The organism is Pectobacterium atrosepticum (assembly GCA_019056595.1).
In the GTDB taxonomy this organism is placed as follows: Bacteria; Pseudomonadota; Gammaproteobacteria; order Enterobacterales; family Enterobacteriaceae; genus Pectobacterium; species Pectobacterium atrosepticum.
In genome coordinates this window covers 50,871-66,124 of record CP036163.1, presented here as the reverse complement: position 1 = coordinate 66,124, position 15,254 = coordinate 50,871, and the positions used below count along the sequence as shown (strand labels likewise).

Annotated in this window: 11 protein-coding genes; 4 read left to right on the top strand and 7 right to left on the bottom strand. The window is 49.2% G+C overall.

Features of this window, described 5'->3' with window-relative positions:
• Positions 1–90: 90 nt before the first annotated feature.
• The 5 genes from ihfB to serC form a co-directional block, all read right to left on the bottom strand.
• Positions 91–375 carry an integration host factor subunit beta gene (ihfB, locus tag DCX48_00905; protein ID QXE13187.1) on the bottom strand — a complete coding sequence of 95 codons (285 nt, stop codon included), beginning with the start codon at positions 373–375 and terminating at the stop codon, positions 91–93.
• Positions 376–466: 91 nt separating this feature from the next.
• Positions 467–2,140 carry a 30S ribosomal protein S1 gene (locus DCX48_00900; protein ID QXE13186.1) on the bottom strand — a complete coding sequence of 558 codons (1,674 nt, stop codon included), beginning with the start codon at positions 2,138–2,140 and terminating at the stop codon, positions 467–469.
• A 116-nt stretch (positions 2,141–2,256) separates the two neighbouring features.
• Positions 2,257–2,937 (bottom strand): (d)CMP kinase, encoded by a 681-nt coding sequence (locus DCX48_00895; protein ID QXE13185.1) that lies wholly within the window; start codon positions 2,935–2,937, stop codon positions 2,257–2,259.
• A 220-nt stretch (positions 2,938–3,157) separates the two neighbouring features.
• On the bottom strand, positions 3,158–4,447 hold the full coding sequence (gene aroA, locus DCX48_00890; protein QXE13184.1) for a 3-phosphoshikimate 1-carboxyvinyltransferase: 1,290 nt from the start codon (positions 4,445–4,447) through the stop codon (positions 3,158–3,160).
• A gap of 82 nt (positions 4,448–4,529) precedes the next feature.
• Complete coding sequence (gene serC, locus DCX48_00885; protein ID QXE13183.1) at positions 4,530–5,615, bottom strand: 3-phosphoserine/phosphohydroxythreonine transaminase; 1,086 nt, start codon at positions 5,613–5,615, stop codon at positions 4,530–4,532.
• A gap of 392 nt (positions 5,616–6,007) precedes the next feature.
• Here serC and DCX48_00880 point away from each other — a divergent pair, with 392 nt between their 5' ends.
• From DCX48_00880 to DCX48_00865, 4 genes are all read left to right on the top strand, one after another.
• On the top strand, positions 6,008–7,771 hold the full coding sequence (locus DCX48_00880; GenBank protein QXE13182.1) for a 30S ribosomal protein S12 methylthiotransferase accessory factor YcaO: 1,764 nt from the start codon (positions 6,008–6,010) through the stop codon (positions 7,769–7,771).
• 452 nt (positions 7,772–8,223) lie between these two features.
• On the top strand, positions 8,224–9,084 hold the full coding sequence (gene focA, locus DCX48_00875; GenBank protein ID QXE13181.1) for a formate transporter FocA: 861 nt from the start codon (positions 8,224–8,226) through the stop codon (positions 9,082–9,084).
• Positions 9,085–9,141: 57 nt separating this feature from the next.
• Positions 9,142–11,424 carry a formate C-acetyltransferase gene (gene pflB, locus DCX48_00870; GenBank protein ID QXE13180.1) on the top strand — a complete coding sequence of 761 codons (2,283 nt, stop codon included), beginning with the start codon at positions 9,142–9,144 and terminating at the stop codon, positions 11,422–11,424.
• 269 nt (positions 11,425–11,693) lie between these two features.
• Entirely contained in the window at positions 11,694–12,434 is a 741-nt protein-coding gene (locus DCX48_00865) for a pyruvate formate lyase 1-activating protein (protein QXE13179.1), read from the top strand.
• Positions 12,435–12,544: 110 nt separating this feature from the next.
• Here the strand turns inward: DCX48_00865 and DCX48_00860 are convergent, their stop codons facing one another.
• Both DCX48_00860 and DCX48_00855 read right to left on the bottom strand, forming a co-directional pair.
• Complete coding sequence (locus DCX48_00860) at positions 12,545–14,113, bottom strand: hydantoinase/oxoprolinase family protein (protein QXE13178.1); 1,569 nt, start codon at positions 14,111–14,113, stop codon at positions 12,545–12,547.
• A 10-nt stretch (positions 14,114–14,123) separates the two neighbouring features.
• Positions 14,124–15,233, bottom strand: coding sequence for a DUF917 domain-containing protein (locus tag DCX48_00855; protein QXE13177.1), 1,110 nt, complete (start codon positions 15,231–15,233; stop codon positions 14,124–14,126).
• Positions 15,234–15,254: the final 21 nt, after the last annotated feature.

Genomic DNA, 15,254 nt, shown 5'->3' with positions numbered 1-15,254 from the left:
AGCGCGGAAGCTTTGAGGGAACAAGATCGATAAATGCAAAAAAGCACCCAAAATGAGTGCTTTTATAAGGCTGATATTTATGACTAACAATTAGCCATAAATGTTAGCGCGGTCGCGGAGTTCCTTGCCCGGTTTAAAGTGAGGGACGTACTTACCTTCCAGCTCAACTTTATCACCCGTTTTCGGATTACGACCCACACGCGGTGCACGGTAGTGAAGTGAAAAACTGCCAAACCCACGGATTTCAATACGGTCGCCTTCGGCTAACGTAGAAGCCATTTGTTCAAGCATTTCTTTCACTGCATCCTCAACCACTTTGGCCGGGATATGAGATTGCTGTCCAGCAAGCCTTTCAATAAGTTCAGACTTGGTCATAGCGCCTCCAAATGCGTGGCTATCAATAGCCGGGATAACTGACTACCGTTACAAGAATGAGCAACTCACGTTGCTCATTCTACCGTTGTGATTACTCGCCTTTAGCTGCTTTGAACGCTTCTGCCATCGCGCTGGAGAAATTGTTTTCTTCCGGCTTGTTGTTAACAGTTGCGATTGCATCTTTCTCGTCAGCTTCGTCTTTCGCACGGACAGACAAGCTAACAACGCGGTTTTTACGATCAACACCGGTGTATTTCGCTTCAACGCTGTCGCCAACATTCAGCACCAGTGTTGCGTCTTCGATGCGATCGCGAGAAGCTTCAGAAGCACGCAGATAGCCTTCTACGCCGTCTGCTAATTCAACTGTAGCACCTTTGGCGTCAACTGCTGTAACTTTACCAGTAACAATAGCACCTTTCTTGTTAACAGACAGGTAGTTATTGAACGGGTCTTCAGACAGTTGTTTCACGCCCAGAGAGATACGCTCGCGCTCTGCGTCAACCTGCAGAACAACAGCGGCGATTTCATCACCTTTCTTGTATTCGCGAACGGCTTCTTCGCCAGCCACGTTCCAGGAGATGTCAGACAGGTGCACCAGACCATCGATGCCGCCGTCCAGACCGATGAAGATACCGAAGTCAGTGATTGACTTGATTTTACCTTCAACGCGGTCGCCCTTATTGTGAGTTTCTGCGAACAACTGCCATGGGTTGGATTTACACTGTTTCAGGCCCAAGGAGATACGACGACGTTCTTCATCGATATCCAGAACCATTACTTCCACTACATCGCCAACGTTAACAACTTTGGATGGGTGGATGTTTTTGTTGGTCCAATCCATTTCGGAAACGTGTACCAGACCTTCAACGCCTTCTTCGATTTCAACGAAGCAGCCGTAATCAGTCAGGTTGGTTACGCGACCAGTCAGACGAGTGCTTTCTGGGTAACGCTTAGCGATAGCGACCCATGGATCTTCGCCCAGCTGTTTCAGACCCAGAGACACACGGGTACGCTCGCGGTCGAATTTCAGCACTTTAACAGTGATTTCGTCGCCCACATTGACGATTTCGCTCGGATGTTTAACACGTTTCCAAGCCATATCAGTGATATGCAGCAGGCCATCAACGCCACCCAGATCAACGAATGCACCGTAGTCAGTAAGGTTCTTAACGATACCTTTAACTTCCATGCCTTCCTGCAGGTTTTCCAGCAGTTGATCGCGTTCAGCGCTGTTTTCAGATTCGATAACTGCACGGCGAGAAACAACAACGTTGTTGCGTTTCTGATCCAGCTTGATAACTTTGAACTCAAGCTCTTTGCCTTCCAGATGCAGCGTGTCGCGAACCGGACGAACGTCTACCAGAGAACCTGGCAGGAACGCACGAATGCCGTTCAGCTCAACAGTGAAACCGCCTTTAACTTTACCGTTGATAATACCAGTAACAGTTGCAGCTTCTTCGTAGGCTTTTTCCAGCGTCAGCCATGCTTCATGGCGTTTAGCTTTTTCGCGAGAAAGCAGAGTTTCGCCGAAGCCATCTTCGATAGCGTCCAGAGCAACGTCTACTTCATCACCAACCTGAATTTCCAGTTCGCCCTGTGCGTTCTTGAATTGTTCTACCGGAATGGCAGATTCAGATTTCAGACCGGCGTCAACCAGTACGACATCTTTATCAATAGACACAACAACACCACGTACGATGGAACCAGGACGGGTTTCGATTTCTTTCAGGGATTCTTCAAAGAGTTGAGCAAAAGATTCAGTCATGTTTGATAATCTTAAGGGTTTCAATTTAACGTCCATCTGGCATCCTGCTCGATGGGGTTGTTTAACATGCCCCGCTGTGCATCCTTACAGCGAGGTAAAAATTCAGTTTTCTGTGATTACGACGCTAAAATTTCGCGGGCATAAGCCAACGCGCGCGCTATCACTTCATCGATTGTCATTTCCGTTGAATCCAGCACCAGCGCATCGGCAGCAGGTACTAACGGCGCAACGGGGCGGCTACGATCACGATCGTCCCGTTCTTTTATCTCAGACAAAAGACGTTCAAAGTTAACATTAAAGCCCTTCCCCTGCAACTGTAGCATGCGACGTTGTGCACGTTCTTCCGCACTGGCATCCAGGAAAATCTTCACTGGGGCGTCAGGAAAGACCACCGTTCCCATATCACGTCCATCGGCAATCAACCCCGGAGCCTCACGGAAAGCACGCTGCCGACGTAATAATGCTTCACGAACACGAGGAAAAGCTGCAGCCTGAGAAGCCGTGTTGCCCACCGCTTCGGTACGAATTTCGTGGCTAACGTCTTCGCCTTCCAGAATGACTTTCAACTGCCCGTCTTCTGCAACAAAGCGCACATCAAGATGAGAGGCTAGCGGGACCAGCGCATCTTCTGAACTGATATCCACATGGTGGTGTAACGCCGCCAACGCCAAAACACGATAGATAGCCCCCGAGTCCAGCAGGTTCCATTGTAAAGCTTCAGCCAATGCCTTACATAAGGTACCTTTGCCTACGCCGCTCGGTCCGTCAACCGTAACTACCGGTGCCATCACCGTCATTTCTCTCTCCTTAATACTGGGAAGTTCCGCTTATGCCGTTTATGGCATTACGGAGCCTCATTATACGCATCAATGCAGAGAAAGGTTACCCCAATGGCGGAATGGCGGGAAAAATAAGGCATTCTCTGAACGCGCTACGCAATTTCAGAAAAAAACACAGCGGAATGTGGTGGAAATCGATCGAGGAAAAAAGGCACGAAAACCGTGCCTTAGAATGGAATCACGCTAGTTCGCTGAGACGCGCCAATTGCTCGAAGTAGTCAGGGAAGGTTTTAGCCGTACACTTCGGATCCAAAATCGTGACTGGCGTATCCGACAACGCCACCAGCGAGAAACACATCGCCATACGATGATCGTTGTACGTACCGATTTCTGCCGCTTTCAGCTTGGCCGGTGGCGTAATACGAATGTAGTCGTTCCCCTCTTCCACTTCCGCGCCCACTTTGCGCAGTTCAATCGCCATCGCAGCTAAACGATCGGTTTCTTTCACACGCCAGTTATAGATATTACGTAGCGTGGTGGTTCCGCCCTGAGCGAAAAGCGCCGCCGTAGCAATAGTCATTGCGGCATCAGGGATGTGGTTCATATCCATATCGATCGCGTGCAGTTCACCACGTTCGCATTCAATATAATCCTCGCCCCAGCGTACGATTGCCCCCATCTTTTCCAGCACATCAGCAAAGCGGATATCACCCTGTACGCTATTACGGCCCACGCCAGTCACACGTACAACGCCACCTTTAATCGCCGCCGCAGCCAGGAAATAAGAGGCCGACGACGCATCGCCTTCAACCAGATAATCACCCGGTGAGCGATACTGCTGACGACCTGCCACGAAGAAGTGCTGGTAATTTTCATGGCGCACGTCAATACCGAACGCTTTCATCATATGCAGCGTGATATCGATATACGGCTTGGAAACCAGATCGCCCTGAATGCTGATTTGCGTATCCTGCGCGGCCAGTGGCGCAGTCATCAGCAGAGCAGTCAAAAACTGGCTCGATACACTACCATCTACGCTGATTTCACCGCCCTGGAAACCGCCGTGTAGACGAAGCGGCGGATAATTCTCCTGTTCAAGATAGTCAATTTTCGCCCCGCCCTGACGTAGTGCGTCGACCAGATGCCCGATCGGCCGCTCTTTCATTCGGGGTTCGCCTGTCAGCACAATATCGCCATCCGTCAGGCACAGCGCTGCAGCCAGTGGGCGCATCGCGGTACCCGCGTTCCCTAAAAACAGTTCTAGCGGCTGCGACGCTGCAAATGCGCCACCCAGTCCAATAATTTCACACACGGTCCGGTCGGATGACAGATGATATTCCACCCCCAGCGCCGTTAACGCAGTAAGCATATGACGGACATCGTCACTGTCTAACAGGTTAGTCAGTCGGGTCTTTCCTTCCGACAAGGCGGCTAGCAAAAGCGCACGGTTAGAAACGCTTTTGGACCCTGGAAGGTTAAGGGTACCGTTAATCAGCTTGATGGGGTGTAAGGTCAGGGATTCCTGCATGTGAAGCCTATTCTTTCAAAGTGGATATAAAAACCCCGGAAAGCCCGGGGTTGATCAAAATGTATAGCGGGGTTGACGTTAATCAACCGTGGCGGCGTACGAAGTCGGCCATAAACTCAGTCAGCGCTTTCACGCCTTCCAACGGCATCGCATTGTAGATAGAAGCACGCATGCCGCCCACAACACGATGGCCTTTCAGCGCATGCAGACCCGCCGCGACTGACTCTTCCAGGAAGACTTTATCCAGTGCGGAATCTGCCAGTAAGAACGGTACGTTCATACGAGAACGGTTCGCCAACGCGACGTCATTACGATAGAAGTCGTTACCATCGATCGCGCTATACAACAAGTCAGCTTTCTCTTGGTTACGTTTTTCCATTTCAGCCAGACCGCCATGCTCTTTCAGCCATTTGAAGACCATGCCGGACAGATACCAGGCAAACGTCGGCGGCGTGTTAAACATGGAGTCATTGTCCGCCAGAACTTGGTAATCCAGAATCGATGGCAGTTCACGACGTGCTTTACCCAGCAAATCCTCACGCACGATAACCAGCGTCAGGCCAGCAGGGCCGATATTTTTCTGCGCACCGGCATAGATCACGCCATAGCGGCTAACGTCAATGCGACGGGACAGAATGCTGGAAGAATAGTCGGCGACCACAATTTTGTCGCCAAAATCCGGCTCTTCTTCAATCGCAATACCGTCAATGGTTTCATTCGGACAGTAATGCACAAACGCCGCGTCATCAGACAATTTCCATTCACGCATCGGTTTAATGCCGCGCAGATCGTCTATGCGCGTTTTTACGTCAATCACGTTAGGCGTGCAGTACTTTTCGGCTTCATTGATTGCACTGTGTGCCCAATATCCGCCGTCGATGTAGTCCGCTGTTGAGCGCTCACCTAGGAGATTTAACGGCACTGCCGCAAATTGCGCACGAGCACCGCCGTGGCAAAAGAGCACTTTGTAGTTGGAGGGGATTTTCAGCAAATCACGCAGATCTTGTTCGGATTCAGCGGCAACCTGCATAAACTCTTTACTGCGGTGGCTGATTTCCATGACCGATGTTCCCAGGCCATTCCAATTACATAATTCCTGTTCAGCACGACGCAGTACTTCAACCGGCAGCATTGCTGGACCGGCGCTAAAATTAAAAATCTGAGTCATTTCCCCTCACCACACCTGAAAAATAGCGGCTGTTTTATCACCGTTGTTACAAATACCATTTTTATACCCGTCATACTTCAAGCTGCATGTGCGTTGGCTTTCCTGCAACTCGAATTATTTAGAGCATATAGACCTGCCGGTTATAAAAACACCGCTGTTACAAGATCGTAGCTATAACGGAACGACCGCCATAACCACACTACTTTTACCCTGCTATCGGTTTTATCACTCGTCCATCGCGGCTGCAATGCTTATTGCGCTTTCATTATGCAAAACGACACGTTACGTAGTCTGTTCTTTTTCGCTGTTGCCGATCTGTTATGAATGAATAGAGTCCAGACAGAAAAATCCGTATCATGCCGCTTCCGCTAATCTCGATAAGAGTGAACACCATGACTCAAACGTTTATCCCAGGCAAAGACGCCGCCCTGGAAGACTCCATCGCCCGTTTTCAACAGCAACTCCAGGACCTGGGGTTTAACATCGAAGAAGCGTCATGGCTGAACCCAGTGCCGAACGTCTGGTCTGTCCATATTCGGGATCGCGATTGTCCTCTCTGCTTCACTAACGGCAAAGGTGCCAGTAAAAAAGCGGCTCTGGCTTCCGCGTTAGGCGAGTATTTCGAGCGTCTGTCCACCAACTATTTCTTTGCTGACTTCTATCTCGGCAAAACTATCGCTAACGGTGATTTCGTTCACTATCCGAATGAAAAATGGTTCCCTATTCCAGAAGATGATGCGCTGCCGGAAGGTATTCTGGATGCCCGTCTGCACCAGTTTTACGACCCAGAACAGGAACTGAGCGCCAGCGATCTGATCGATCTGCAATCCGGCAATGCCGACAGAGGTATTTGCGCACTGCCGTTTACTCGTCAGTCCGATCAGCAAACCGTCTATATTCCGATGAATATCATCGGTAATCTGTACGTCTCTAACGGAATGTCCGCCGGTAACACCGCCAACGAAGCCCGCGTTCAGGGGCTGTCAGAGGTGTTTGAGCGCAGCATTAAAAACCGAATCATTGCTGAATCCATCAGCCTGCCGGAAATTCCACAAGACGTGTTGAACCGCTATCCAGGCGTGGTCGAAGCGATTGCAACGCTGGAAAAAGAAGGCTTCCCGATTTTTTCCTACGATGCCTCACTGGGCGGTAAATATCCGGTTATCTGTGTAGTACTGTTTAATCCTGCTAACGGCACCTGTTTCGCCTCCTTCGGCGCACACCCTGACTTCGGCGTAGCGCTGGAGCGTACCGTCACTGAACTGTTGCAGGGTCGCGGCCTGAAAGATCTGGACGTATTTACTCCACCGACGTTCGATGATGAAGAAGTTGGCGAACACGCTAATCTGGAAACCCACTTTATCGATTCCAGTGGTCTGATCTCCTGGGATATGTTCAAGAAGCAGGCGGATTATGAATTTGCCGACTGGAGCTTTAAAGGGTCGACAGAAGAAGAATTCGCAACGCTGATGGCGATCTTCCAGCAGGAAGATAAAGAAGTCTACATTGCTGACTATGAGCATCTGGCCGTTTATGCCTGCCGCATCATCGTGCCGGGAATGTCAGATATCTACCCTGCCGACGATCTGCTGTTAGCCAATAACAGCATGGGTGCTCATCTGCGTGACACACTGCTGGCGCTGCCGGACAGCAAATGGAAAAAAGAAGACTATCTGGCGCTGTTGCAACAGTTGGATGATGAAGGGCTGGATGACTTCACTCGCGTACGCGAGCTGCTTGGTATTGCCACCGGAAAAGATAACGGCTGGCTCACTCTACGCGTTGGCGAATTGAAAGCCATGCTGGGTCTGGCCGGTGGCGATCTGGATCAGGCTCTGATCTGGACAGAATGGACGCAGGATTTCAACGACTCCGTCTTTACGGCACAGCGCAGCAATTACTACCGCTGCCTGCAAACCCTGCTGTTACTGGCACAAGAGCCTGAGCGCGATCCAGCAGAATATTACGATGCGTTTACCAAAATGTACGGCAGCGAGACGGTCGAGGCTGCCAGTGCCGCCGTTGCTGGAGAAGCGTGTTTTTACGGTCTCTTTGCCGTGGATGACACATTTACTTCTTTACCTGCGCACCAGTCGCTACTGGCTGCCTATGAAAAACTGCAACAAGCTAAACGTCGTTATTGGCAGGCTAAATAATGCCTGAGTGAGGCAGCCAGCACGCGTCTCATAGCGATGAGTGCGATCCATTGCAAATAGCAATCTACGCATCACCACCTGAAATAGCCCTTTAATTTAAAGGGCTATTTCATTATCCAAAGGGCAATACTGATTATTCGTGATGCATAACCAGAGTATTGTTATTGAATGGTGAATTTTTAATTAAATTACCTCGACAAGGTGGTACTAAAATTCTACAAAACATGATTTTCATTAACGCTAAATCGGTAGGTTTAACGTATGCCATTCAACTCTTTTTGTAAAATTTAAAATATTTTTATATTATATAATTCAATACGTTACCTATAAAATTATACTATCACCCCCTACTTACCTGCCTATTAATTTCTTGCAATATGATCCACATCAAATTTTACCGTATACTGCTTTGTTAGTATCTCAACGCTGATAAATTTTAAGAGAGAGTTAGTGTGAAAGCTGACAACCCCTTCACTCTATTACTACCGGCCGCTATGGCAAAAGTTGCTGAAGACGCCGGAGTCTATAAAGCTACCAAACAACCGTGTACGACGTTTTATTTAGCGATCACTGCGGGTGTGTTTATTTCGATCGCCTTCGTCTTTTATATTACTGCCACTACCGGGACCGCGACGATTCCTTTCGGTATCGCGAAACTGATCGGGGGTATCTGTTTTTCCCTTGGCCTCATGTTGGTTGTCGTCTGCGGCGCAGACTTGTTTACCTCAACCGTTCTCATCGTGATTGCCAAAGCCAGTGGACGTATTACCTGGAAACAACTAGCCTGTAACTGGGCTAATGTTTATGTCGGCAACCTGATTGGCGCGCTTTTCTTCGTTGGACTTATCTGGTTCTCGGGAGAGCATATGGTCGCAAACGGTGCGTGGGGTCTGAACGTCCTGCAAACAGCTGAACACAAACTTGAACATACGTTCGTTGAAGCGTTGTGTCTGGGTATTCTGGCAAACCTGCTGGTCTGTCTGGCCGTGTGGATGAGCTATTCTGGCCGTACGCTTACAGATAAAATGTTTGCAATGATTCTGCCTGTCGCCATGTTTGTTTCCAGCGGTTTTGAGCACAGCATCGCCAACATGTTCATGGTTCCTATGGGCATCGTTATCAAAAATTTTGCGGCCCCGGAATTCTGGAATGCCATTGGCATGGTGCCGTCTCAGTTTGAACATTTAACCGTTAGCCACTTCATTACCGATAATCTGATTCCCGTCACCCTAGGGAACATCATCGGCGGCGGCGTAATGGTCGGTTTAACATATTGGGTAATTTATTTGCGCGGTGGAGACAAGCACCACTAAGGTGCAATCGGCCGCAACGTCGGGTTTTAAGAAATCCATATCAAAGGTAGGTGTAAAATGACCGAGCTGAATGAAAAATTGGCCAATGCATGGCAAGGCTTTAGCAAAGGTGAATGGCAGGATAACGTCAATGTTCGTGACTTTATCCAGAAAAACTACACGCCGTATGAAGGTGATGAGTCTTTCCTAGCTGGCGCAACCAAAGCGACCTCAGCGCTGTGGGACAGCGTCATGGAAGGCATCAAACAGGAAAACCGCACTCATGCGCCTGTTGATTTTGATACCAATGTTGCTGCAACTATCACGTCTCACGACGCGGGATACATCAACAAAGGCCTGGAAAAAATCGTTGGTCTTCAGACTGACGCTCCGTTGAAACGTGCGTTAATTCCGTTCGGCGGCATCAAAATGGTTGAAGGTTCATGCAAAGTTTACGGTCGTGAACTTGATCCTCAACTGAAAAAAATCTTCACTGAATACCGTAAAACGCACAATCAGGGCGTGTTCGATGTTTACACCCCAGACATCATGCGTTGCCGTAAATCTGGTGTTCTGACTGGTCTGCCGGATGCTTATGGCCGTGGCCGTATCATCGGTGACTACCGTCGCGTTGCGCTGTACGGCATCGACTACTTGATGAAAGACAAGTTTGCTCAGTTCACTTCTCTGCAATCCAAACTGGAAAATGGCGAAGACTTGGAAGCAACGATCCGTCTGCGTGAAGAAATTGCCGATCAGCATCATGCACTGAGCCAAATTAAAGAAATGGCAGCTAAATATGGCTGTGATATTTCTAGCCCAGCAACGACAGCTCAGGAAGCCGTTCAGTGGACTTACTTCGGCTATCTGGCTGCAGTTAAATCACAGAATGGTGCGGCAATGTCCTTCGGACGTGTCTCCACCTTCCTGGATATCTACCTCGATCGCGATCTGAAAGCAGGAAAAATCACGGAAGAAGAAGCTCAGGAAATGATTGACCATCTGGTCATGAAACTGCGTATGGTGCGTTTCCTGCGTACACCTGAGTATGATGAGCTGTTCTCTGGTGACCCGATCTGGGCAACAGAATCTCTGGCTGGTATGGGTCTGGATGGTCGTACACTGGTGAGCAAAACCAGCTTCCGCTTCCTGAACACCCTGTACACAATGGGGCCTTCTCCAGAGCCGAACATGACCATTCTGTGGTCTGAGAAACTGCCACAAAGCTTTAAAAACTATGCCGCTAAAGTCTCCATCGATACCTCTTCTCTGCAATACGAGAATGACGATCTGATGCGTCCTGACTTTAACAACGATGACTACGCGATTGCTTGTTGCGTAAGCCCGATGATCGTTGGCAAACAAATGCAGTTCTTCGGTGCCCGTGCAAACCTGGCAAAAACCATGCTGTACGCAATCAATGGCGGCGTGGACGAAAAACTGAAAATGCAGGTTGGTCCGAAATCAGAACCGATCAAAGGTGATGTTCTGAACTTCGACGAAGTGATGGAACGTATGGATCACTTCATGGATTGGCTGGCTAAGCAGTACGTCACCTCTCTGAACATCATTCACTACATGCATGACAAATACAGCTACGAAGCGGCGCTGATGGCACTGCACGATCGTGACGTTTTCCGTACCATGGCGTGTGGTATCGCTGGTCTGTCTGTTGCTGCTGACTCCTTGTCTGCCATCAAATATGCCAAAGTTAAACCAATTCGTGATGAAGATGGTCTGGCTATCGACTTTGATATCGAAGGCGAATATCCGCAATTCGGTAACAACGACTCTCGCGTAGATGAACTGGCTTGTGACCTGGTTGAACGTTTCATGAAGAAAATTCAGAAACTGAATACCTACCGTGGCGCAACACCAACTCAGTCTGTTCTGACCATCACCTCTAACGTGGTATATGGTAAGAAAACAGGTAACACGCCAGACGGCCGCCGCGCAGGCGCACCGTTCGGACCAGGTGCTAACCCAATGCACGGTCGTGATCAGAAAGGTGCGGTTGCCTCTCTGACTTCTGTTGCCAAACTGCCGTTTGCGTACGCGAAAGATGGTATTTCTTATACCTTCTCCATCGTACCTAACGCGTTAGGTAAAGACGACAACGTGCGTAAAGCTAACCTTGCTGGCCTGATGGATGGTTACTTCCACCACGAAGCCAGCATCGAAGGCGGTCAACATCTGAACGTCAACGTCATGAACCGTGAAATGCTGCTTGATGCGATGGAAAACCCGGAAAAATATCCGCAGTTGACTATCCGTGTATCTGGCTACGCAGTGCGTTTCAACTCACTGACTAAAGAACAGCAGCAAGACGTCATTACCCGTACCTTCACACAGTCAATCTAATTTCCATGGCTGTCTGAAAAAGCGTAAAATAAAGGCTCCACGTCAGTGGGGCCTTTTTCTCGCCCTCGCTTGTCGTTCAGATTGTCAGCCTGTTTTGCCAGCCCGCTATATTGCCTTCATCATGTGGATGGCTTGCAAAACAGATTCGACGCAGCATCTGTCATACGGTGTTCTTCTGTCAGAAATTCCTGCCAGATAGGTACCTGCTTTCTCATGACTGCGCTCATAAAGACCGCTATTGTCCGGTCAAATTTGGAGAAAACCTCGCAATGTCAGTAATCGGTCGCATCCACTCTTTTGAATCCTGTGGCACCGTCGATGGCCCAGGCATCCGTTTCATTATCTTCTTTCAGGGCTGTCTGATGCGCTGCCTGTATTGCCATAACCGTGATACCTGGGATACGCACGGCGGCAAAGAAGTGACGGTTGAAGAACTCATGAAAGAAGTCGTGACCTATCGCCATTTTATGAATGCATCCGGCGGCGGTGTAACCGCATCAGGCGGCGAGGCCATTCTGCAAGCCGAATTTGTACGCGATTGGTTCCGTGCTTGTAAGGATGAAGGCATTAACACCTGTTTGGACACCAATGGATTTGTACGCCGCTACGATCCCGTCATTGACGAGCTGTTGGACGTCAGCGATTTAGTGATGCTCGACCTGAAGCAAATGAACGATGATATCCATCAGAATTTAGTTGGCGTATCGAATCACCGCACTCTGGATTTCGCTCGCTATCTGGCAAAACGCAACCAGCGCACTTGGATACGTTATGTGGTGGTACCCGGCTGGTCTGATGACGATGAATCCACGCACAAGCTGGGCGAATTCACCAAAGATATGACGAACATCGAGAAAATTGAGCTTCTCCCGTACCATGAGCTTGGTAAACACAAGTGGGTAGCGATGGGGGAAGAGTACAAATTAGACGGTGTTAAACCGCCGAAAGCCGATACGATGGATCGCGTTAAATCGATTCTGGAAAGCTACGGTCACAAGGTAATCTACTAATCTCTGACGCTTTCTGAAAAAATAGCGCGCTCACTCAGCGCGCTATTTTCATTTCAGCGGATCAACATCGCGACTGATCTTGACCCGCTACATTGTAGACAAGTACCGAGTTAAGCCAGATTCCCTGCCGCTTTGATTTTCACCTGTACTGCATTCCCCGGCAGATAGGCTAGCGGAATTTCCTGATAATCGATGATTTCAACGCTGCCAGACATGGCTCCCGTCTCTTCCGCAAGACAAATAGTTTGCTGCTGTAATTCGCTTTTTATCTTTTCACGATCGTTATCCGGCATTTTAACCACGCGCTCGATCTGTGCCCCCACTTTCCCTAGTGCCACACCCACCGCATTTGCCGCATCAAAATTCTGCGGACGCATGACCTGACTGACACCGGATAAAACGTCAGGCAGTAAAATACTGCCACCGCCAACAAGCACGGCAGGAATGGCCGCACTCGACGATTTAATCCGATCGATAGCACTTTCCACTTTATCAATCATCTGACGATAAGCCTCCAGACAAAGTGCTTTATCTAGCTCAGGCAGTGGATGAGAAAGCGAGGATGTCCATCGCTCACGCTGAAGTTGCAGCATGATATCGTTGAGCGTTAATGTCTCCCCGCCAAAACTGACGCTCTGCTCAAGAAGACGATAGCCGACGCTGTCAGGCCCAAGGGTGAGTGTTCCGTTCTGAGACTGCCGAACGCAAGTCCCACCACCAATGCCGATAGAAATAATATCCGGCATCCTGAAATTCGTCCGCACATCGCCCACTTCAACGGCAATTGCCGATTCACGCGGGAAGCCATTAACTAATACGCCAATATCTGTCGTCGTACCGCCAACATCAATAATCAGCGCATTATCCAATCCCGAAAGGTGGCACGCACCGCGAATAGAGTTCGTTGGCCCACAGGCCATCGTCAGAATGGGATATTGCTTCACCATACTTTCGGACATCAATGTGCCGTCATTTTGCCCGAAGAATGGCGTAGCCTTGATTCCGTGCCGAACTAGCGCTTGTATAAAGCCGTTAACAAAACGGTTTGCGGTACTTTGCAGCGACGCATTCAGGATCGTCGCGTTTTCTCTTTCCAGCAATCCCGTGCTGCCTATTCGGTGGGATAATGACAGGGAAACATCAGGCAATGCCGCATTCACCCATTGGGCAACCTGCAATTCCTGATCATTATTTACTGGGGAAAATACGCCACAGATAGCAACGCTATCCACATGACCACGCATCTTGTCACAGACCGCCAGCACTTCATTCAATAGTACGGGATGGATCTCCCGACCATCAAATTCATAGCCGCCATGAAGCTGGTAGAAATGCTCACCTAATGTCTTTTGCCACTCGTCATCCCAGCCAAACAGCGGCGGGACGCTATCACTGCTTGGCAGACTCAGACGCAGTAATCCGACGCGATCCAGCCCTTTTCGCTCAACAATTGCATTGGTACATTGGGTTGTGCCTAACATCGCATAGCAAATATGCTGCGGCTCGATGCCTGATTGCGCCAATACCGCAGCAATCACGCGCTCAATGCCGCTATAGATATCCATACTCGTAGGAAATTTAGCCGTCGCAATACAGCGCAGATCAGCATCTAAAATTGCTGCATCCGTGTTTGTGCCTCCGACATCAATCCCGAGTCGGTAATCATTTTTATGTAACATCGGGAAAGCCTCAGCGGTTTGCAAGCTGTTCTATTGGTACATACCGCACCGGATAGCCGAAATACTCCGGCCCCGCGACCTCAATCCCTTTTGGCGTTCGCCATTTGTCATTGCACGGATAGGCAATGATATCGACTCGCTGCCCATAACGTAAATGCTCCGTAATAATCGGACGTCCCGTTTCACTGTCTAATATCGAGATTAAATCAGGTACAACTGCCAGCAGATTATCCTGCGTAGGGTTTGTCGTCTGTGACGAGCGATAAGCCAGCAAGAGTTCATTCTGGAAAAGTACCGTAAACGATTCGCCTTTATCGTTGCCCATACCATCCAGCACCACTTTACCTCGAGCAAAACCACCGGTTGTGCGCCGATCAACATCGATAATCTTACCCGATGCAATGACGTGACCATTAAGCACAGTGAGTAGAGACTGCACAGGATCACTGCCCGACTGATGAGCCTCACGCAGCGTTTTTCCGATATTTTGCGCTAGGGTAAGCGTTCCTTTTATGGCGCTACGTTTGAGCTCGTGTCCACGGAGCGGATAATCACACATCGCACAGGCGGCACCCATCTGCTCTGTAATGGCTCTGGCTAACCGCTCAGACCACACACCATCAATAGGATTAAGGATAACCGAGTTACCTTTCTCATCAGCTAGCGTGTTCGGTGCCGAAGATAAGCCATCGAGAAAAAAGGTCACCATCTGCGCTTCGGGGAATGCACGCCCCATTGCATCACAATCGATAACCGGCAGCCCTTTTTTAGCCGCAACAACAAATGGGATCAGAGAGTTAATACCACCGACTTCGATTGAAAATGTTCCCGAAGCTGATTCCGCTAGCACTGTTTCCATCGTGTCAAATGCCAAAATAATCTGGCGCTGTGAAATAATTTTCTCCACAGAAACCGTCGGCGCACCCATAGTGCTACATGGAACAAAAAGTGAGTCATCTTCGATATCATCGAGATTCATCAGAACAATAGGCTGGGTATTACGTAATGCATTCTTGGCAATTAGCGAGCCAAGATAGGGGTCTCCCCCGCCCCCTGTGCCGAGAACCGACGCTCCCAGAGCAATATCATCTATTGTTTCAGAATCAATATAACGAGTCATTATTTGTCCAGACAGACGAAG